Source organism: Pseudomonas sp. Je.1.5.c, assembly GCF_051129895.1.
In the GTDB taxonomy this organism is placed as follows: Bacteria; Pseudomonadota; Gammaproteobacteria; order Pseudomonadales; family Pseudomonadaceae; genus Aquipseudomonas; species Aquipseudomonas urmiensis.
Genome location: NZ_JBCPSP010000045.1, coordinates 13,696 through 32,415 on the forward strand (window position 1 = coordinate 13,696; position 18,720 = coordinate 32,415).

The window sequence follows — 18,720 nt, forward strand, 5'->3', positions numbered from 1 at the left end:
CCCCGGTCGAAAGGCCGGGGGCGTTTTTGTTTGTGCGGGGTGTCAGTCAGAGGGCTAATCGCGGGGCAAGCCCGCTCTCACGCAGTAAGCTCGGCGTGCTAACAGACAGTCCTGCTATTAGCGCGCAACGGCTTTGGGCTTGTAAGCGCAGTATCCCGGCCGCGGCCCGACCTTGGGATGGTTGCGGCAGGTATCCGGGCGCTTGTCATAAATGGTGCACAGGCGGCTTTTACGATCCAGATACATGCAGTCATCGTTGCTCATCCGGGTCAGGGTGAAGATCCCCGACTTCTGGTTGAAGCGTTCGATGATGCCTTCCTTCTGCAGGCGTTTGGCGACGTTCTTGGGCGGCTCGTCCTTTTCGAACTCATCCACCACGCCAATACGGATCAGGTCTTTGATCTTCACTTCAACAGGCAGGGTGCAGCAGGTCGAATGGCAGCCCCCGCACATATGGCTGGCATAGCGCTGCCAGGTTTCCAGGCGGTCGACTTCGGCCGCGGCAATCAGGGTCGGTTTCATAGTTATGGGGGGCAGATCACGGTCTTGGGGCGCGCGATCATACCGGAGTTGTTCAATTTGTGAACAACCTTTTGCCCGATTGCCGTTATGGGCATGAAAACTGCGAACGGGAACTGTCACTCCCTGTCGAAGGGTCTAGTCTCAACAATCTCCCTCCGCTTTCGTCAACTTGCCCGAGGATGCCGCATGTCCCAGGAACCTAAAGCACGTGACGCCGAGGTGGCCGAATTTCGTGCCGCTGTATTGGCCAAGCTGACCTACGCGGTCGGCAAGGACCCGGAGCACGCCTTCGATCATGACTGGTTCGAGGCCATCGCCCTGGCCGCGCGCGACCATATGGTCGACCACTGGATGGATCACACCCGACAGGCCTATCGACGCAGCCAGAAGCGCGTCTATTACCTCTCCCTGGAGTTCCTGATTGGCCGTTTGCTGTTCGACAGCCTGAGCAATCTCGGGCTGCTGGATATTGCCCGGGAAGCCCTCGATGGGCTGGATGTCGACCTTGAGCGAATCCGTCTGCTCGAACCCGACGCGGCGCTGGGTAATGGCGGCCTGGGCCGCTTGGCGGCTTGCTTCATGGAAAGCATGTCGACCCTCGGCATTGCCGCGCATGGCTATGGCATCCGCTACGAGCACGGCCTGTTCCGCCAGGCGGTGGTCGATGGCTGGCAGCAGGAGCAGACCGAAAACTGGCTGGATTTCGGCAACCCCTGGGAGTTCGAGCGCGCCGAGGTGATCTACCCGATCAGCTTTGGCGGCAGCGTTGAAACCGTGCAAGACAGCGCCGGCCAGCAGCGCCAGGTCTGGTGGCCGGGCGAGACGGTGCGGGCGGTGGCCTACGACACGCCGGTGGTCGGCTGGCGGGGTGCCAGCGTCAATACCCTGCGCCTGTGGCGTGCGCGGGCGCTGGAAGAGCTGCATCTGGAACGCTTCAATGCCGGCGACCATTTAGGGGCGGTGGCGGAAGTGGCGCGGGCCGAAAGTATCTCGCGGGTGCTGTACCCGGCCGATAGCACTGAAGCTGGGCAGGAGTTGCGCCTGCGCCAGGAGTACTTCTTCGTTTCCGCCTCGCTGCAGGATTTGCTGCGCCGGCACCTGAACATGCACGATACCCTGCTCAACCTGCCAGACGCTGCGGCGATCCAGCTCAACGACACCCACCCCTCGATCGCTGTGGCCGAGCTGATGCGGCTACTGGTCGACCAGCATGAAATTCCGTGGGAAAAAGCCTGGGAAGTCACAGTCGGCACGTTGGCCTACACCAACCACACCCTGCTGCCGGAAGCGCTGGAAACCTGGCCGGTCGCCCTGATGGAGCGCATGCTGCCGCGGCACATGCAGATCATCTATTTGATCAACGCCTACCATATCGACGCGTTGCGGGCCAAAGGCCTGCACGACTTCGACGTGCTGCGCGCGGTATCGCTGATCGAAGAAGACAACGGCCGACGGGTGCGCATGGGCAACCTGGCCTTCCTCGGCTCGCACAGCGTCAATGGCGTGTCGGCACTGCACAGCAAGCTGATGAAGAGCACGGTGTTCGCCGAATTGCACAAGCTGTACCCGCAGCGGATCAATAACAAGACCAACGGCATCACCTTCCGTCGTTGGCTGTACCAAGCCAACCCTCAGTTGACCAGCATGCTCATCGAGTCGCTGGGGGCAGAGGTGCTGGACGATTCGGAAACACGCCTGACCAACCTTGCCCCATTCGCCGACAAGCCGGCGTTTCGCAAGCAGTTCGCCGCCCAGCGCCTGCATAGCAAGCGCGCGCTGGCCAGCATCATTCAGGATCGCCTGGGGGTGACGGTCAATCCGGAGGCGTTGTTCGACGTTCAGGTCAAGCGCATCCACGAATACAAGCGCCAGTTGCTCAACCTGCTGCACACCGTGGCGCTGTATCAGGCGATGCGCTCTGAGCCTGGCACCGACTGGGTGCCGCGGGTGAAGATCTTCGCCGGCAAGGCGGCGGCCAGTTATCACCAGGCCAAGTTGATCATCAAGCTGGCCAACGACATCGCCCGGGTGGTCAACAACGACCCGACCGTGCGCGGCTTGCTCAAGGTGGTGTTCCTGCCCAACTACAACGTCAGCCTGGCCGAGAGCATCATTCCGGCGGCGGACCTTTCCGAGCAGATCTCCACCGCCGGCTATGAAGCGTCCGGTACCAGCAACATGAAATTCGGCCTCAACGGCGCGCTGACCATCGGCACTCTGGATGGTGCCAACGTCGAGATGTGTGAGCAGGTCGGCGAGGAAAACATGTTCATCTTCGGCCTGACCGCTCAGCAGGTCGAGGCGCGCAAGCGGGCAGGGGATTTCGGTGCCAATGCGGCGATTGCCGCTTCCCATCGTCTGGGGGATGTCTTGCAGGCGATTCGCAGTGGGGTGTTCTCGCCGGATGATCCGTCGCGCTATGTGCACTTGATCGATTCGCTGATCGCCCATGACCGCTTCCTGGTCTGTGCCGACTTCGATGCCTACTGGGATGCCCAGCGCCGGGTCGAGGAGCTTTGGCACAAGCCGCAGGAATGGTGGCGCATGGCGGTGCTCAATACTGCGCGGATGGGCTGGTTCTCGTCGGATCGGACCATTCGCGAGTATGCGACGGAAATCTGGAAGGCGTTGGATTGAGCCATGCTATCGCGGGGCAAGCCCGCTCCCACGCAGCAGCTACTATCAGCCGCTCCCACGCAGCCGCTGCTACGCAGCGGCTGTGGCTGTCATGCGTCGCTCATGGCTGCGTGGGAGCGGGCTTGCCCCCGCGATGAGGCCCCCACCGACCATCGGCCCTGCAGTCAATGAACTCAACCCCCAATCTACCGTCTGATCCGCCAGGCGCGTCTCTTTACTCGCTAGGCCGTCACTCTCCCTGTAAACTGCGGGGGTTTTTCTCCCCCTATCCTTTTCGGAGCCATACATGTCCCGCGTTACCCTGAGTCGCTATCTGATTGAGCAGACCCGCAGCAACAATACCCCTGCCGATCTGCGCTTCCTGATCGAGGTGGTGGCGCGTGCGTGCAAGGAGATCAGCCACAACGTGTCCAAAGGCGCCCTGGGCGGCGTACTGGGCAGCATGGGCACCGAAAACGTGCAGGGCGAAGTGCAGAAGAAGCTCGACGTGATCTCCAACGAGATCCTGCTCGAAGCCAACGAATGGGGCGGTCACCTGGCCGGCATGGCGTCCGAAGAAATGGACAATGCCTACCAGATCCCCGGTAAATACCCCAAAGGCGCCTACCTGCTGGTCTTCGACCCACTGGACGGTTCGTCGAACATCGACGTCAACGTCTCGGTCGGCACCATCTTCTCGGTGCTGCGCTGCCCCAACGAATACCTGAGCCAGAACGAAACCCTCAACGAGAACGCCTTCCTCCAGCCTGGCACCGAGCAGGTCGCCGCCGGTTACGCGATCTATGGTCCGCAGACCATGCTGATCCTGACCCTGGGTAATGGCGTCAAGGGCTTCACCCTGGACCGCGAGCTGGGCAGCTTCGTCCTGACTCACGAAAACATCCAGGTGCCGACCAGCACCGCCGAGTTCGCCATCAACATGTCCAACCAACGCCACTGGGAAGCCCCGGTGCAGCGTTACGTCGGCGAGCTGCTGGCAGGTGAGACCGGCCCGCTGAAGAAGAACTACAACATGCGTTGGATCGCCTCGATGGTGGCCGACGTGCACCGCATCCTCACCCGTGGCGGCCTGTTCATGTACCCGCGCGATGCCCGCGAGCCGAGCAAGCCGGGCAAGCTGCGCCTGATGTACGAAGCCAACCCGATGTCGTTCATCATCGAGCAGGCCGGCGGCGCCTCCACCAACGGTTACGAGCGTATCCTCGACATCAAGCCAGAAAGCCTGCACCAGCGCGTGTCGGTAATCCTTGGCTCGAAGGAAGAGGTGGAGCGCGTCACCGCCTACCACAAGGAGTAAGTCATGCTCGCACCTTGGCAGCCGTTGTTGGAATGGTGGTTCGGTTGGGGCACCAGTGCCCAGGCCGTGGCTGACGAGAAGAGTACGCTGTGGTTTGGCAAGCACCATGACGACGAAGCGCGCGAGCGCTTCGGCGATCTATGCGAGCAAGCCTTGGCCGGTGGCCTGGATGAGTGGCAGCAGAGCCCGCAGGGCTGGCTGGGGCTGATCCTGCTGCTCGACCAGCTGCCGCGCATGATCCATCGCGACACGCCGCTGGCTTTCGAAGGCGACCGCCGCGCCCAAGTGGTGGCGATGCAGGGCTTGCAGAAAGGCTGGGATTACCAGCTGCTGCCGATCCAGCGCGTGTTCGTGCTGCTGGTGCTGGAGCATGCCGAGGTGCTCGATTGGCAGAACCTGAGCGTCGAGCGTTACCAGACGCTGCTCGAAGAGCAACCGGAGGCTAACCGCCGGTTGTTCGAAGGTTTTCTGGATTATGCCGAACAGCATCAGCGGGTGATTGCCCGGTTCGGGCGCTTCCCGCATCGCAACCTGATGCTGGGGCGCCCTAGTACCAGTGAAGAGATGGATTTTCTCCTCGAACCTGGCTCCAGGTTCTAAGGGCGCACCATCGTTTGGATCGAACGTGGGAGCGGGCTTGTCCCGCGATAGTAGTGGTGAATTCACCCTCGCCATCGCAGGGCAAGCCCGCTCCCACGCACGATCCAGCTGATACCAGCAGTTGCCGGATCAGATCCTGAAACTGCCCACCAACTGCTTCAAGCGGTCCACCTGGTGCTCCAGGTCATTGCAGGCGCGCAAGGTGCTCTGCAGGTTCTGCACCCCTTCCTGATTCAGCGTATTGATCTCGGTGATGTCGACATTGATCGACTCGACCACGGCTGTCTGCTCTTCAGTGGCAGTCGCCACCGACTGGTTCATGCCGTCGATCTCGCCAATGCGCTGGGTCACGCTGCCCAGGCGCTCACCGGCCTGGTTGGCGATGCCCACGCTGTGCTCGCTCTGTTGCTGGCTCTGGTTCATGGTACTGACCGCCACCTGGGCGCCCGCCTGCAGCTCTTCGATCAGGCTCTGCACCTGCTGCGCCGACTCTTGCGTGCGATGCGCGAGGTTGCGTACTTCGTCGGCGACCACGGCAAACCCACGCCCAGCCTCGCCGGCACGGGCGGCTTCGATGGCGGCATTGAGTGCCAGCAGGTTGGTCTGCTGGGAAATACCGCTGATCACATCGAGAATCTGACCGATGTTGGCAGTGTGCGAGTTGAGCGTCTGGATGTTGCCGCACGAATCGCTGATCCGCGCCGAGAGCTGGTTCATCACCTCGATGGTCTGGCCGACCACCTGCTGGCCATCCTCGGCCAGGTTGCGCGCATCGCTTGAGTGCTGCGAGGCGAGCGCGGCGTTCTGGGCGATTTCCTGGGCGGCGGCACCAAGCTGGTTGATCGCTGCGGCAACGCTGCTGGTGCGACTCGACTGCTGGTCGGCATTGTGGATCGAGGCGTTGGAGGCCGTAATCACCTGGCTCGCCACCGCATTGACCTGGCCCGTGGCCGAGGACACTTCCCGGATCGACTCATGGATGCGCTCGACGAAGCGGTTGAACGACTGGCCGAGGCTGCCGAACTCGTCCTGGGCGTGGATGGTCAGGCGCCGGGTCAGGTCGCCTTCGCCCTGGGCGATGTCGTGCATGGCGCGGCCCATGATGTGCAGCGGTTCCATCAAGACGCGGATCAGCAGGCCCAGCAGGGCGATGATCGCCACTACCGCGATCAGCGTCGCCACCACTGCCGAGGTACGTAGTTCGCTGAGCATGGCGAAGGCTGCGTCCTGGTCGAGGACCAGCGCCACGTACCAGTCAGCCGACGGCACGCCGTCGACATGGGTGAAGCTGATGAACTGCTTGCGCCCCTCGAACTCGACCTCCTTCAGGCCGCTGCCGATGCGCGGGGTGTCGGTCGGGTAGATATCGGCGAGGCTCTTGAGCGCCAGCTCTCCCTTGGGATGAATCAGGATCTTGCCTTCGCCATTGACGATGAACGCGTGACCACTGCCGTCGAAGTCCAGCGCGTTGATCAGGTTGCTGATGGTCTGCAGGTCGGTGTCTACGCCGCTGACGCCAATCAGTCGGCCGCCTTGCTGCACGGGGCTAGCCAGGGTGATCACCAGCTTGCCGGCGGAGGCCGAGATGTACGGCTCGGTGACGATGGTCTGGTTGGCGGCGCTGGCGGCTTTGTACCAGCCGCGCACGCGCGGATCGTAGTCAGCGGCGCGGTTGCCTACTGGCACCGACTGCATGCTGCCGTCCTGGCCGCCAAAGTAGGTGAGCTGGAAGTTGTTGGCATACACCGGCAGCGCCAGGGCGCGGTCCAGGCCAGGCTTGCCGTCGACGGCAATCTGCTGGGCGAAGGTGTCGAGCAGTTGGATACGGCTGTCGAGCCAGTTACGGATGTTGCCGGCAGTCAGGTTGCCCAGGTCCTGCAGGGTCGACTCGGTATCGCTACGCAGGGACTGGCGTTGTCGGTAATCGTTGAACAGCACGAAGCAGGTAAAGGCAACGGCCACCACGAGGGCAGCGGCCAGCAGGATCTTGTGGCTGAACTTGAGGTTGTTGGTCATGGCAAAGTCTGCGCAGGGAAGCACGTCGAAGGGAGGGTGCGGCAATCGGCCACACCGCTGGAAGCTGTGTCGACCTGCGCGGGTAAAACATTAATCAATTGCGAACCAGTCGACCAATGGCAGGGGGTCAAAGCACCCAGGGCAGGGAACCGAGGAGGCTTTTTGCCTTCTAAGCTCTCCACAGGCGCCTCGCCTGAGCCCCATGTCCCAGGAGTGTCCCTTCATGTCGTTGCGTTCCCTCGCCCTGTTGTCCTTGTGCGTCGTCCTGACTGCGTGCAGCAAGATCAATCAGGAAAACTATTCCAAGCTCAAGGCCGGCATGAACAAGGCCGAGGTCGAGCAACTGTTGGGTACGCCAACCGAATGCTCCGGAGCGCTGGGCATGAGCAGCTGCACCTGGGGTGACGAGAAGAGTTTCATCAGCGTGCAGTACGCGGCGGACAAGGTGCTGATGTACTCCGGGCAGGGCCTCAAATGAGGCGGTTGAGCCTGCTGCTGGGCGTCTGCCTGGCGCTGCTGTTGGGCGGCTGTGCCAGCTCCAGCGTCGACCCGCTGGCGCCGAAGACGGCCGGCGCGGTGGACCTCAAGCGCTACCAGGGCAAATGGTATGAGCTGGCGCGCCTGCCGATGTACTTCCAGCGCGACTGTGCCCAGTCCGAGGCGCATTACAACGCCAAGCCCGATGGCACCCTTGGTGTGTTGAACCGCTGCCGGATGCTCGATGGCGAGTGGATTCGTGCCGAAGGCAATGCCAAGCCGCAGGAAGCGGGGCACACCGACAAGCTATGGGTCGAATTCGATAACTGGTTTACCCGCCTGGCGCCGGGCGTGGCCAAGGGTGAGTATTGGGTGCTGTATGTGGATGCCCTTTACCGCACGGCCATCGTCGGCAGCCCTGATCGCAAGTACCTGTGGATTCTGTCGCGCACCCCATCGCTGCCGGCGTGGCAGCGTGAAAACCTGTTGGCCAAGGCGCGCCAGCAGGGGTATGACACCAATCGCTTGATTTGGCGGGTGGCGGATCGGGATATCGCCGCCAGGTAATGCGGTTGTCATCGCGGGGCAAGCCCGCTCCCACGCTTGCCTAGGCTCTGTACGTAAAGCCTTGATACTTGTCATGCTGCGTTGAAAACAGCCTCGGAATGCTCATTTACTCCAGTAAAGTCGAGCGCGACTCCGACCGTTCCTCGGCTGTTTTCGCCTTGCCTGACCGGCGTCTCAAGACTTTTCATACAGACCCTAGATAGATAGCGTGGGAGCGGGCTTGCCCCGCGATAGCGGTGGAACTGCGTTTAATCAGTCCAGCAGCTGGCGCAGCACCTCGACGAACGCTCGCCCACTGTCCTCATCCTGCGCATGCCGCCCCTGGCGCACCACCCACTGCCCGTTGACCATCACATCGCGCACCTGGCGATCACCGCCGGCAAACAGCCAGCGGTTGAGAATGGCGTCGCCCTCGGCGGTAGCGATATACGGATCCTGCCCATCGAGCACCAGCCAGTCGGCGCGCTTGCCCACGCTGAGCTCGCCAATCGGCTGCCCCAGCGCCTGCGCGCCACCACTGAGCGCGGCATCGTAGAGGGTTCTGCCAACCATCGGTTGATCGCCCCGGTACAGCCGATTACGTCGTTGGTCACGCAGCCGCTGGCCATACTCCAGCCAGCGCAACTCCTCGACCACGCTGAGCGATACATGGCTGTCCGAGCCAATCCCCATGCGGCCACCCAGGGCCAGGTAATCCACCGCAGGGAAGATCCCGTCCCCAAGGTTCGCTTCGGTGCTCAGGCACAACCCGGCCACCGCGCCGCTATGAGCCATGGCGCGAACTTCATCTGGCTCGGCATGGGTGGCATGCACCAGGCACCAACGGCGGTCGACATCGACATGCTCATACAACCATTGCAGTGGGCGCAGGCCGCTCCAGGCCAGGCAATCGTCGACTTCCTTTTGTTGCTCGGCAATATGGATGTGGATCGGGCAGGCCTGGTCACCGTTCGCCACGACACCGGCAATCTGCGTCGGGGTCACCGCGCGCAAGGAGTGGAAACACAGGCCTAGCTGTTGTGCTGGTTGAGCGGCCAACAGCGGCTGTAGCTGCTCCTGCAAGCGCAGGTATTGTTCGCTTGAGTTGATGAAGCGGCGCTGACCGTCATTGGGCGCCTGGCCACCAAAGCCCGAATGGCTATACAACACCGGCAGCAGCGTCAGGCCAATCCCGGCGCTGCTCGCGGCGGCGCTGATACGCCGCGACAGCTCGGCAGGGTCGGCATACGCCTGGCCATCGAGGTCATGATGCACGTAGTGGAACTCTGCCACCGAGGTGTAGCCGGCCTTGAGCATTTCGATGTACAGCTGGCGGGCGATGACTTGCAGTTGCTCCGGGTTGATCCGACCCACCAGGCGGTACATCAGATCGCGCCAGGTCCAGAAACTGTCGTTGGGATTGCCCGCCACCTCAGCCAGGCCTGCCATGGCGCGCTGGAAGGCGTGCGAGTGCAAGTTGGGCATGCCCGGCAGTAGCGGGCCGGCCAGTCGCTCGGCGCCCTCGGCCGAGGCATCGGCCTGGAGACTGGACAGTCGACCATCGGCGGCGACCTCAAGACGGACGTTGCGCGCCCAGCCAGTGGACAGCAGGGCGCGCTCGGCGAAGAAGACGGGCATGGGTTTTTCCTGTTCTTGTTAGCTTGTATATACATATACAGGCGTTTGCCTGCCCGGTAAACTCCGGCAAGCTACCGTTCACTCATACCGCACAAGGATAAAAGCCGTGCCGACACCTCCTGTCTCCGCGCTGGTGGCCCAGATGGGCGAAGGTCCGGCGCCGCTGTACGCCCGGGTCAAGCAGATGATCATCCAGCAGATCGAAAACGGCACTTGGCCGCCCCATCACCGGGTGCCTTCCGAGAGCGAGCTGGTCAGCCAACTGGGATTCAGCCGCATGACGATCAATCGCGCCCTGCGTGAACTGACCGCCGATGGCCTGTTGGTGCGCATGCAAGGGGTGGGCACTTTCGTTGCCGAACCCAAGACCCGTTCGGCGCTGTTCGAGGTCAACAACATTGCCGACGAGATTGCCAGCCGTGGCCATCAGCATAGCTGCCAAGTGATTACCCTGGCCGAAGAAGCGGCAGGCTCCGAGCGCGCCCTGGCGCTGGACATGCGCGAAGGTCAGCGGGTGTTCCATTCGCTGATCGTGCATTACGAGAACGGCATCCCGGTGCAGATCGAAGACCGCTACGTCAACGCCCTGATCGCCCCGGATTACCTGAGCCAGGACTTCACCCGGCAGACGCCCTACGCCTACTTGTCCCAGGTCGCTCCGCTGACCGAGGGCGAGCACGTGGTCGAAGCCATTCTTGCCGAGCCCGAAGAGTGCCGCTTGCTGCAGATCGAACGTGGTGAGCCGTGCCTGCTGATCCGCCGGCGCACCTGGTCCGGTCGCCAGCCAGTTACTGCCGCGCGGTTGATCCACCCCGGCTCCCGTCATCGCCTGGAAGGACGTTTCAGCAAATGAGCCAGTTGCAGTTGTTGCGTGCTCGCGACTACCCACGCATGCCGTGGAAGAACGGCGGCGGTTTCACCGAGGAGATTGCCCGCGACGCGGGCGATAGCCTGGAAGGATTTGGCTGGCGCCTGTCGATTGCCGATATTGAAGAGTCTGGCGGTTTCTCAAGCTTCAGCGGTTATCAGCGGATCATCACCGTGCTGCAAGGCGACGGCATGCGCTTGTTGGTCGATGGCCAGGCTAGCCGACCGCTACTTAGCTTCGATGCCTTCGCCTTCAATGGCGAGAGCCAGGTCAGCTGCAAGCTGCTGGGTGGCCCTATCAGGGATTTCAACCTGATCTATGCGCCGCAGCGCTATCGGGCGCGCTTGCAGTGGTTCGATGGCAGTAGCCGGTTATTCAGTTCGGCGCCGACGGTGTTGCTGTTTGCTGGCAGCAATCATGTCGAAGTCCGGCTGGCCGGGCATGAGTCGCAGAGCCTGGGGTTGTACGACTGCCTGCGGCTGGAAGGCAATGATGGCTTGCTGGGGTTGGATGTGCAGGGGCGGTTTTGCCTGATTGAGCTGACTGCGCGCTGAGATAACGATTATCGGGGCCGTTTCGCAATCCATCGCGGGGCAAGCCCGCTCCCACGCAAGCTGTAGTGCGCACGTGGGAGCGGGCTTGCCCCGCGATGGGCTGCGAAGCGGCCCCAATCATTTGCAGGGAAGATAGAAAGATTTTTGGTTGTCCATGCTTGTACATACAAGTAAAGGTGTGTTTGTATATTGGCCATCGACACACCGCCGTCGGATGACCGCAGAGGACCTTCCCCGTGACTGACAACAACAAATACCGTGACGTAGAAATCCGTGCCCCGCGTGGCAACAAGCTGACCGCCAAAAGCTGGCTGACCGAAGCGCCGCTGCGCATGCTGATGAACAACCTCGATCCGCAAGTGGCCGAGAACCCCAAGGAACTGGTGGTCTACGGCGGCATTGGCCGCGCCGCACGTAACTGGGAGTGCTACGACAAGATCGTCGAGACCCTGACCCGCCTGGAAGACGACGAGACCCTGCTGGTGCAGTCTGGCAAGCCGGTCGGTGTGTTCAAGACCCACAGCAACGCCCCGCGCGTGTTGATCGCCAACTCCAACCTGGTGCCGCACTGGGCCAACTGGGAGCACTTCAACGAACTGGATGCCAAGGGCCTGGCCATGTACGGTCAGATGACCGCCGGCAGCTGGATCTACATCGGCAGCCAGGGCATTGTCCAAGGCACCTACGAAACCTTCGTCGAAGCCGGTCGCCAGCACTACAACGGTAGCCTCAAGGGCAAGTGGGTGCTCACCGCCGGCCTTGGCGGCATGGGCGGCGCCCAGCCACTGGCGGCGACCCTGGCCGGCGCTTGCTCGCTGAACATCGAGTGCCAGCAGAGCCGGATCGATTTCCGCCTGAGCAGCCGCTATGTCGACGAGCAAGCCAGCGATCTGGACGACGCGCTGGCGCGCATTGGCAAATACACCGCCGAAGGCAAAGCCATCTCCATCGCCCTGCTGGGCAACGCCGCCGAAATCCTGCCGGAGCTGGTCAAGCGTGGCGTGCGTCCGGACATGGTCACTGACCAGACCAGCGCCCACGACCCGCTCAACGGCTACCTGCCCGCTGGCTGGACCTGGGAGCAGTACCGCGACCGCGCCCAGACCGAACCGGCCGCAGTGGTCAAGGCTGCCAAGCAGTCCATGGCCGTTCACGTGCAGGCCATGCTCGACTTCCAGAAGCAGGGTGTGCCGACCTTCGACTACGGCAACAACATTCGCCAGATGGCCAAGGAAGAGGGCGTGAGCAATGCCTTCGACTTCCCAGGCTTCGTTCCGGCCTATATCCGTCCGCTGTTCTGCCGCGGCGTGGGTCCATTCCGCTGGGCCGCGCTGTCGGGCGAAGCTGAAGACATCTACAAAACCGATGCCAAGGTCAAAGAGCTGATCGCTGACGACGCCCACCTGCACCGCTGGCTGGACATGGCCCGCGAGCGCATCAGCTTCCAGGGCCTGCCGGCGCGTATCTGCTGGGTTGGCCTGGGCCTGCGTGCCAAGCTGGGCCTGGCCTTCAACGAAATGGTGCGTAGCGGCGAGTTGTCGGCGCCGATCGTCATTGGCCGCGACCACCTTGATTCCGGCTCGGTCTCCAGCCCGAACCGCGAAACCGAATCGATGCGCGATGGCTCCGACGCGGTGTCCGACTGGCCGCTGCTCAACGCCCTGCTCAATACCGCCAGCGGCGCTACCTGGGTTTCGCTGCACCACGGTGGCGGAGTGGGCATGGGCTTCTCGCAACACTCAGGCATGGTCATCGTCTGCGATGGTAGCGATGAAGCCGCCGAGCGCATTGCCCGCGTGCTGACCAACGACCCAGGCACCGGCGTCATGCGCCATGCCGACGCCGGTTACCCGATCGCTGTCGACTGCGCCAAAGAGCAGGGCCTCGATCTGCCGATGATCACAGGTTGATCGTCAGCACCGAACAAGGGCGATACTGAATAACAAGAAGGGGCCTGTGGGCCCCATGCGAATGGAGTAGCGAAGTGACCGAACTGACCCTCAAGCCCGGTACCCTGACCCTGGCCCAGCTGCGCGCGATCCACGCAGCGCCCGTGCAACTGCGCCTGGATGACAGTGCTGGCCCGGCGATCAATGCCAGCGTCGCTTGCGTCGAACAGATTCTCGCCGAGGACCGCACAGCCTACGGCATCAACACCGGTTTTGGCCTGCTGGCCTCGACCCGCATTGCCCGCGAAGACCTGGAAAACCTGCAGCGCTCGCTGGTGCTGTCGCACGCTGCCGGCATCGGCGCGCCGCTGGATGACGCCATGGTGCGCTTGATCATGGTGCTCAAGATCAACAGCCTGAGCCGGGGTTTCTCCGGTATTCGCCGCAAGGTCATCGATGCGCTGATCGCCTTGGTCAACGCTGAAGTCTATCCGCACATTCCGCTCAAGGGTTCGGTAGGCGCCTCGGGCGACCTGGCACCATTGGCGCACATGTCGCTGGTGCTGCTGGGTGAGGGCAAGGCGCGTTATCAGGGTCAGTGGTTGCCTGCAAACGAGGCCCTGGCAGTGGCCGGCCTCGAGCCGCTGACCCTGGCAGCCAAAGAGGGGCTGGCCCTGCTCAATGGTACCCAGGCATCGACTGCCTACGCCTTGCGTGGGTTGTTCCACGCCGAAGACCTGTTCGCTGCGGCGATCACCTGCGGCGGCCTTACCGTCGAAGCGGCGCTGGGTTCGCGTTCGCCATTCGATGCACGCATCCACGAAGTGCGTGGCCAGCGCGGCCAGATCGACGCGGCAGCTTGCTACCGCGATCTGCTCGGCGATTCCAGCGAGGTGTCGCGCTCGCACGAGAACTGCGGCAAGGTCCAGGATCCCTACTCGCTGCGCTGCCAGCCACAGGTCATGGGCGCCTGCCTGACCCAGTTGCGCCAGGCTGCCGAGGTATTGGCCATCGAGTCCAACGCGGTGTCGGATAACCCGTTGGTGTTCGCCGCCGAAGGCGATGTGATCTCCGGGGGTAATTTCCACGCCGAGCCGGTGGCGATGGCGGCTGACAACCTGGCGCTGGCGATTGCCGAGATCGGTGCGCTGAGCGAGCGGCGCATCTCGCTGATGATGGACAAGCACATGTCCCAGCTGCCGCCGTTCCTGGTAGAAAACGGCGGGGTCAACTCGGGCTTCATGATCGCCCAGGTGACGGCTGCCGCGCTGGCCAGCGAAAACAAGGCGCTGTCGCATCCGCACAGCGTCGACAGCCTGCCGACTTCGGCCAACCAGGAAGACCATGTGTCGATGGCCCCGGCGGCGGGCAAGCGGTTGTGGGAAATGGCCGAGAACACCCGTGGCGTGCTGGCTATCGAATGGCTGGGCGCGTGCCAAGGGCTCGACCTGCGCAAGGGGCTGAAAACCTCGGCCAAGCTCGAACAGGCCCGCAAGGCGCTGCGCGAGAAAGTCGCGCACTACGAGCGTGACCGGTTCTTCTCGCCGGATATCGAGATTGCCAGTGAACTGCTGGCTGAGGGCACGCTGACAGGGTTGTTGCCGGCTGGAGTGTTGCCGAGCCTGTGAGATAGCGGGGGCCGCAATGCGGCCCCAACACGCGGTTGTTCGTCCAAAAAAAATAAAAGGGACGCAGAATGCAACAAGCTCAAGGACTCAAACGCGGGCTATCGTCCCGCCACATTCGTTTCATGGCTCTCGGCTCTGCGATCGGCACCGGCCTGTTCTACGGCTCTGCCTCGGCCATCCAGATGGCCGGCCCCGCCGTGCTGCTGGCCTACCTGGTTGGCGGCGCTGCGGTGTTCATGGTCATGCGCGCCCTCGGCGAGATGGCCGTGCACAACCCGGTGGCCGGCTCCTTCGGCCACTACGCCAGCACCTACCTGGGGCCTATGGCCGGTTTCATCCTCGGCTGGACCTACGCCTTCGAGATGATCATCGTCTGCATTGCCGACGTGACCGCCTTCGGTATCTACATGGGCTTCTGGTTCCCCGACGTGCCGCGCTGGATCTGGGTGCTGGGCATCGTCTTCCTGATCGGTGGGCTGAACCTGTGCAACGTCAAGGTGTTCGGCGAGATGGAGTTCTGGCTGTCGCTGCTCAAGGTCGGCGCCATCGTGGCGATGATCCTCGCCGGCCTGGGCATCATGGCCTTCGGTTTTGGCCAGGTCGGCAACGGCGCTGCCGTGGGGGTCGGCAATCTGTTCGAGCATGGCGGCTTCATGCCCAACGGTATCGGCGGTTTGATCGCCTCCTTTGCCGTGGTGATGTTCGCCTTTGGCGGTATTGAAATCATCGGCATCACCGCCGGTGAAGCCAAGGATCCGCAGCGGGTGATTCCCAAGGCGATCAACGCCGTGCCGCTGCGCATCCTGCTGTTCTATGTGCTTACTCTGTTCGTGTTGATGTGCCTGTACCCGTGGCCGCAGATCGGTAGCCAAGGCAGCCCGTTCGTGCAGATCTTCAGCAACCTGGGGATCGGCTCGGCTGCCGCCGTGCTCAATGTGGTGGTGATTTCTGCGGCTGTGTCGGCGATCAACAGCGACATCTTCGGCGCGGGCCGGATGATGTATGGCCTGGCGCAACAGGGCCACGCGCCACGCGGTTTTGCCCAACTGTCGAAACACGGCGTACCGTGGCTCACGGTGCTGGTGATGGGCGCGGCGCTGTTGATCGGTGTGGTGCTCAACTACCTGATCCCGGAAAACGTGTTCCTGTTGATCGCCTCGATCGCCACCTTCGCGACGGTGTGGGTGTGGCTGATGATCCTGGTCACACAAGTCGCCATGCGTCGCCGGATGACGCGCGAAGAGGCGGCCCAGCTCAAGTTCCCGGTGCCGTTCTGGCCTTATGGACCAGCGCTGGCGATTGCCTTCATGGTGTTCATCTTTGCGGTGCTCGGTTACTTCCCGGATACCCAGGCGGCATTGCTCGTCGGTGTGGTCTGGGTGGTGTTCCTGGTGGCCTCCTACCTGCTGTGGTGCAAGCCGAGCGCAGGCCAGGGCGAGCTGGCCAGGGAACACGCCGAGCTGCATCGCTAGTAACGGAGACGCTCTATGAGAACCCTTTGGCAGCATTGCCACGTGGCCAGCATGGCCCAGGGCAGCTACTCGATCATCGACGACGCGGCCATCGTCAGCAACGCAGGCCTGATAGAGTGGATCGGCCCGCGTCGCGAACTGCCGCCGGTCGATGCCGAGCGCACGGTGGATCTGGCGGGCGCCTGGGTTACCCCAGGGCTGATCGACTGCCACACCCACGCGGTGTTCGGCGGTAACCGCAGCGGCGAGTTCGAACAGCGCCTGCAGGGCGTCAGCTATGCCGAAATTGCCGCGCAAGGCGGCGGCATTGCCAGCACCGTGCGGGCCACCCGTGCGGCCAGCGAGGACGAGCTGTTCGCCAGTGCCCACCAGCGCGTGCAAGCGCTGATGCGCGATGGCGTCACTACCGTGGAGATCAAGTCCGGCTACGGCCTGGACCTGGCCAACGAACGCAAGATGCTGCGCGTGGCCCGGCGCCTGGCCGAAGAGCTGCCACTGACCGTGCGCAGCACCTGCCTGGCCGCTCATGCGCTGCCGCCGGAATACGCAGGCAGGGCCGATGACTACATCGCGCATATCTGCGACGAGCTGCTACCCGCGCTGGCGGCCGAGGGCCTGGTAGATGCAGTGGATGCATTCTGCGAGCACCTGGCGTTCTCCCCGGCCCAGGTCGAGCGGGTGTTCATCAAGGCCCGAGAACTGGGCCTGCCGGTCAAGCTGCATGCCGAGCAGTTGTCGTCGCTGCATGGATCGAGCCTGGCGGCACGCTACCAGGCGTTGTCTGCCGATCACCTGGAGTTCATGACCGAAGAGGATGCCATCGCCATGGCTGCGGCTGGCACTGTTGCCGTGCTGCTGCCGGGCGCCTTCTACTTCCTGCGCGAGACCCAGCTGCCGCCGATGGACGCGCTGCGCAAGCATGGCGTGAAGATCGCCTTGGCCAGCGACCTTAACCCAGGCACTTCGCCAGGCCTGTCGCTGCGCTTGATGCTGAACATGGGCTGCACGTTGTTCCGCATGACCCCGGAGGAGGCCCTGGCCGGCGTCACCCTGCACGCTGCTACCGCGCTCGGGCTGGGCGCCAGCCACGGCTCGCTGGAAGTCGGCAAGCTGGCGGACTTCATCGCCTGGCAGATCGAACGCCCCGCCGACCTTGCCTACTGGCTCGGCGGTGACTTGCCCAAGCGCGTGGTGCGCCGCGGCCACGAGATTTCCAATTGAGCGAGGCAGACATGCACAAGGTATTGAGTTTCCATCAAGGTCGGCTGCCGCTGCTGATCAGCATGCCGCATGCAGGCCTTGGCCTGACGCCGGCTGTGCGCGATGGGCTGGTCGATCAGGCGCGCAGCCTGCCAGACACCGACTGGCACATTCCCCTGCTGTACGACTTCGCCCGTGAGCTGGGCGCAAGTGTTGTGGCGGCGCAATACTCACGCTTTGTCATCGACCTCAATCGGCCTGAGGATGACAAGCCGTTGTACGCCGGAGCAACCACGGGCCTGTATCCGGCCACATTGTTCGAGGGCGAGCCACTGTTCAAAGACGGCCTGACGCCTTCTGCTGACGAGCGTGCGACCTACTTGGAGCAGATCTGGCGCCCCTATCACGACACGATCAAGCACGAGTTGGCGCGTCTACGCGAAGCGTTTGGCTATGCCCTGCTGTGGGATGCACATTCGATCCGCTCGCATATCCCGCATCTGTTCGAGGGCAAACTACCGGACTTCAACCTTGGCACGTTCAACGGCGCCAGCTGCGACGCGCAGTTGGCCGAGCGGCTCAAGGGGGTGTGCGCTGGGGCCGAAGGTTACAGCCACGTGCTCAACGGACGCTTCAAGGGCGGGCACATCACCCGTCACTACGGCAACCCTGCGCAGCACATCCATGCGGTGCAACTGGAGTTGGCCCAGAGCACCTATATGGAGGAGATCGAGCCGTTCACTTACCGTGAGGATCTGGCCCGGCCTACTCAGGTGGTACTCAACGGCTTGCTGGAAACACTCCTGGCATGGGGCCGGGAGCGCTACGGCAAATAATGGCGCAGCGAGCGGAGACTGTCGTCACCGCCCGCTGCAGGTTTTAGCGTACTGGTGACTTTTGCAGGCTGTATAGGCTTCGACGCCAGCATTGGCGAACGCCTTGTCCAGCTCAGGTGTGGCGCCGCTGATGCCAATGCTGCCGACGTGACGTTTGTGCTGGTCGAAAATCGGCAGCCCGCCTTCCAATAGCAAGAACCCCGGGATCGAGCCATAAGGATTAGCAGGCAGTCCCGCACTGCGCTCAGCGAGCACACCGGACTCGACTGGGAAGCTGGCTGACGTCGATGCTTTCAACTGCGCGACCTGGATACTACCGACGCTGGTGTTGTCCATGCGCCGAAAGTACTTCAGATTGCCGTGCTGGTCATGGATGCTGATGACGATGTTGTAATGCTGGGCTTGAGCGGCGCTCTGCGCGGCGTCGGCCATGGCGATGGCAGCTTGCAGTTCCAGACGCGGCTCCGGCGGTGCAGCTAGAGTGGTAAAAGACAGCAGCGCGAGAACAGCGATGGTCAATGTTTTCATGGGCTCCCTCGG

General features: G+C 62.8%; 16 protein-coding genes and 1 pseudogene. 12 read left to right on the forward strand and 5 right to left on the reverse strand.

The features are described 5' to 3' along the window. Positions 1-117: 117 nt before the first annotated feature. Positions 118-522 carry a YkgJ family cysteine cluster protein gene (locus AAZU54_RS23440; protein ID WP_186557620.1) on the reverse strand — a complete coding sequence of 135 codons (405 nt, stop codon included), beginning with the start codon at positions 520-522 and terminating at the stop codon, positions 118-120. Between the two features lie 186 nt (positions 523-708). Here AAZU54_RS23440 and AAZU54_RS23445 point away from each other — a divergent pair, with 186 nt between their 5' ends. From AAZU54_RS23445 to AAZU54_RS23455, 3 genes are all read left to right on the forward strand, one after another. Continuing rightward, on the forward strand, positions 709-3,159 hold the full coding sequence (locus AAZU54_RS23445) for a glycogen/starch/alpha-glucan phosphorylase (RefSeq protein WP_312151349.1): 2,451 nt from the start codon (positions 709-711) through the stop codon (positions 3,157-3,159). Between the two features lie 286 nt (positions 3,160-3,445). Then, on the forward strand, positions 3,446-4,456 hold the full coding sequence (locus AAZU54_RS23450; protein ID WP_186557622.1) for a class 1 fructose-bisphosphatase: 1,011 nt from the start codon (positions 3,446-3,448) through the stop codon (positions 4,454-4,456). A gap of 3 nt (positions 4,457-4,459) precedes the next feature. Continuing rightward, on the forward strand, positions 4,460-5,056 hold the full coding sequence (locus tag AAZU54_RS23455; protein ID WP_264235630.1) for a DUF924 family protein: 597 nt from the start codon (positions 4,460-4,462) through the stop codon (positions 5,054-5,056). A 129-nt stretch (positions 5,057-5,185) separates the two neighbouring features. Here the strand turns inward: AAZU54_RS23455 and AAZU54_RS23460 are convergent, their stop codons facing one another. Both AAZU54_RS23460 and AAZU54_RS23465 read right to left on the reverse strand, forming a co-directional pair. Continuing rightward, positions 5,186-6,016, reverse strand: a complete 831-nt coding sequence (locus AAZU54_RS23460; RefSeq protein WP_392467953.1) for a methyl-accepting chemotaxis protein — start codon at positions 6,014-6,016, stop codon at positions 5,186-5,188. 24 nt (positions 6,017-6,040) lie between these two features. Continuing rightward, positions 6,041-7,072: pseudogene (locus AAZU54_RS23465) on the reverse strand (HAMP domain-containing protein); the annotation flags it as partial. 223 nt (positions 7,073-7,295) lie between these two features. Between AAZU54_RS23465 and bamE the strand changes: the two are divergent. Beyond that, entirely contained in the window at positions 7,296-7,550 is a 255-nt protein-coding gene (gene bamE / locus AAZU54_RS23470; protein WP_079230016.1) for an outer membrane protein assembly factor BamE domain-containing protein, read from the forward strand. Next, complete coding sequence (locus AAZU54_RS23475) at positions 7,547-8,116, forward strand: lipocalin family protein (RefSeq protein WP_434727738.1); 570 nt, start codon at positions 7,547-7,549, stop codon at positions 8,114-8,116. Before bamE ends, AAZU54_RS23475 begins: the two co-directional genes overlap by 4 nt. A gap of 252 nt (positions 8,117-8,368) precedes the next feature. On the opposite strand, the gene AAZU54_RS23480 is transcribed toward AAZU54_RS23475, so the two are convergent. Further along, complete coding sequence (locus AAZU54_RS23480; protein ID WP_405129216.1) at positions 8,369-9,733, reverse strand: formimidoylglutamate deiminase; 1,365 nt, start codon at positions 9,731-9,733, stop codon at positions 8,369-8,371. 142 nt (positions 9,734-9,875) lie between these two features. Here AAZU54_RS23480 and hutC point away from each other — a divergent pair, with 142 nt between their 5' ends. From hutC to hutG, 7 genes are all read left to right on the forward strand, one after another. Continuing rightward, positions 9,876-10,586 carry a histidine utilization repressor gene (gene hutC, locus AAZU54_RS23485; RefSeq protein ID WP_186557637.1) on the forward strand — a complete coding sequence of 237 codons (711 nt, stop codon included), beginning with the start codon at positions 9,876-9,878 and terminating at the stop codon, positions 10,584-10,586. Next, a complete protein-coding gene (locus AAZU54_RS23490; protein ID WP_434727739.1) occupies positions 10,583-11,155 on the forward strand; it encodes a HutD/Ves family protein in 573 nt (190 codons plus the stop codon). The genes hutC and AAZU54_RS23490 overlap by 4 nt, the downstream gene beginning before the upstream one ends. Before the next feature lie 236 nt (positions 11,156-11,391). Then, complete coding sequence (hutU, locus tag AAZU54_RS23495; RefSeq protein ID WP_186557628.1) at positions 11,392-13,065, forward strand: urocanate hydratase; 1,674 nt, start codon at positions 11,392-11,394, stop codon at positions 13,063-13,065. A gap of 74 nt (positions 13,066-13,139) precedes the next feature. Continuing rightward, a complete protein-coding gene (gene hutH, locus AAZU54_RS23500) occupies positions 13,140-14,672 on the forward strand; it encodes a histidine ammonia-lyase (RefSeq protein WP_312151342.1) in 1,533 nt (510 codons plus the stop codon). A gap of 68 nt (positions 14,673-14,740) precedes the next feature. Next, positions 14,741-16,144 (forward strand): amino acid permease, encoded by a 1,404-nt coding sequence (locus AAZU54_RS23505; protein ID WP_434727740.1) that lies wholly within the window; start codon positions 14,741-14,743, stop codon positions 16,142-16,144. 15 nt (positions 16,145-16,159) lie between these two features. Then, entirely contained in the window at positions 16,160-17,365 is a 1,206-nt protein-coding gene (hutI, locus tag AAZU54_RS23510; RefSeq protein WP_186557631.1) for an imidazolonepropionase, read from the forward strand. Between the two features lie 11 nt (positions 17,366-17,376). After that, positions 17,377-18,180 carry an N-formylglutamate deformylase gene (gene hutG / locus AAZU54_RS23515; protein WP_405129215.1) on the forward strand — a complete coding sequence of 268 codons (804 nt, stop codon included), beginning with the start codon at positions 17,377-17,379 and terminating at the stop codon, positions 18,178-18,180. A 24-nt stretch (positions 18,181-18,204) separates the two neighbouring features. Here hutG and AAZU54_RS23520 read toward each other — a convergent pair whose 3' ends face one another. After that, positions 18,205-18,708, reverse strand: coding sequence for a GlcG/HbpS family heme-binding protein (locus AAZU54_RS23520; protein WP_434727741.1), 504 nt, complete (start codon positions 18,706-18,708; stop codon positions 18,205-18,207). Between the last annotated feature and the right edge of the window lie 12 nt (positions 18,709-18,720).

Coding starts and splice junctions, on each gene's coding strand:
- AAZU54_RS23440 (WP_186557620.1), bottom strand. CDS start 522: ATGAAACCGACCCTGATTGCCGCGGCCGAAGTCGACCGCCTGGAAACC.
- AAZU54_RS23445 (WP_312151349.1), top strand. CDS start 709: ATGTCCCAGGAACCTAAAGCACGTGACGCCGAGGTGGCCGAATTTCGT.
- AAZU54_RS23450 (WP_186557622.1), top strand. CDS start 3,446: ATGTCCCGCGTTACCCTGAGTCGCTATCTGATTGAGCAGACCCGCAGC.
- AAZU54_RS23455 (WP_264235630.1), top strand. CDS start 4,460: ATGCTCGCACCTTGGCAGCCGTTGTTGGAATGGTGGTTCGGTTGGGGC.
- bamE (WP_079230016.1), top strand. CDS start 7,296: ATGTCGTTGCGTTCCCTCGCCCTGTTGTCCTTGTGCGTCGTCCTGACT.
- AAZU54_RS23475 (WP_434727738.1), top strand. CDS start 7,547: ATGAGGCGGTTGAGCCTGCTGCTGGGCGTCTGCCTGGCGCTGCTGTTG.
- AAZU54_RS23480 (WP_405129216.1), bottom strand. CDS start 9,733: ATGCCCGTCTTCTTCGCCGAGCGCGCCCTGCTGTCCACTGGCTGGGCG.
- hutC (WP_186557637.1), top strand. CDS start 9,876: ATGGGCGAAGGTCCGGCGCCGCTGTACGCCCGGGTCAAGCAGATGATC.
- AAZU54_RS23490 (WP_434727739.1), top strand. CDS start 10,583: ATGAGCCAGTTGCAGTTGTTGCGTGCTCGCGACTACCCACGCATGCCG.
- AAZU54_RS23505 (WP_434727740.1), top strand. CDS start 14,741: ATGCAACAAGCTCAAGGACTCAAACGCGGGCTATCGTCCCGCCACATT.
- hutI (WP_186557631.1), top strand. CDS start 16,160: ATGAGAACCCTTTGGCAGCATTGCCACGTGGCCAGCATGGCCCAGGGC.
- hutG (WP_405129215.1), top strand. CDS start 17,377: ATGCACAAGGTATTGAGTTTCCATCAAGGTCGGCTGCCGCTGCTGATC.
- AAZU54_RS23520 (WP_434727741.1), bottom strand. CDS start 18,708: ATGAAAACATTGACCATCGCTGTTCTCGCGCTGCTGTCTTTTACCACT.